The organism is Psychrobacter sp. (assembly GCF_036731945.1).
Taxonomy (GTDB): domain Bacteria; phylum Pseudomonadota; class Gammaproteobacteria; order Pseudomonadales; family Moraxellaceae; genus Psychrobacter.
Map to the genome: position 1 here is coordinate 19,106 of NZ_DAINDI010000058.1, position 550 is coordinate 19,655.

1 pseudogene is annotated in these 550 nt (G+C 45.1%); it reads right to left on the reverse strand.

The window, feature by feature from the left end:
• Positions 1-332: pseudogene (gene trmE, locus V7D75_RS11360) on the reverse strand (tRNA uridine-5-carboxymethylaminomethyl(34) synthesis GTPase MnmE); the annotation flags it as partial.
• Between the last annotated feature and the right edge of the window lie 218 nt (positions 333-550).

The following is a 550-nucleotide window of genomic DNA, read 5'->3' on the forward strand; positions in this document are numbered from 1 at the left end:
AGCAGCTGATTTTGCAAAATCATGCCACCATGACCTTGCAGCTCAATCACATCTTCGCCAGTAAACGAGTGCGGGCCTTTAAAGTACAGCACCAAACCTTCATCAATGGTCGTGCCATCAGCCTGATAGAAACGGCAAAAACTGGCCATACGCGGCGTGAAAGTCGACTTACCAGTGAGCTGACAAGCGATATCGTAAGCACGCGCGCCTGACAGACGAATAACCCCGACGCCGCCACGCCCAAGCGGTGTAGCAATCGCCGCAATGGTCGGAAGGCTAGATACATTAGAATTTTTAGGTGATTCATCCAAATTATCGGCGGCTAGTGCCATCTTTAAAGAATCCACAATCACTCTCAATAAGCAAAAACCCCATTATAGACGGCTTAGCAGGCACTGACAAAGCAAACTTCAAAGAGTAGATTATTAAAATCCTAAAGTATGGTTATATAGCTATTTTAGTCGGTAGCTATAGTAAAAATATCCTAAAAACGCTACGGTATTGCTGATATCAATTTTTTGTAGCCTCTGTCTGCGTAGGCACAGCAAGC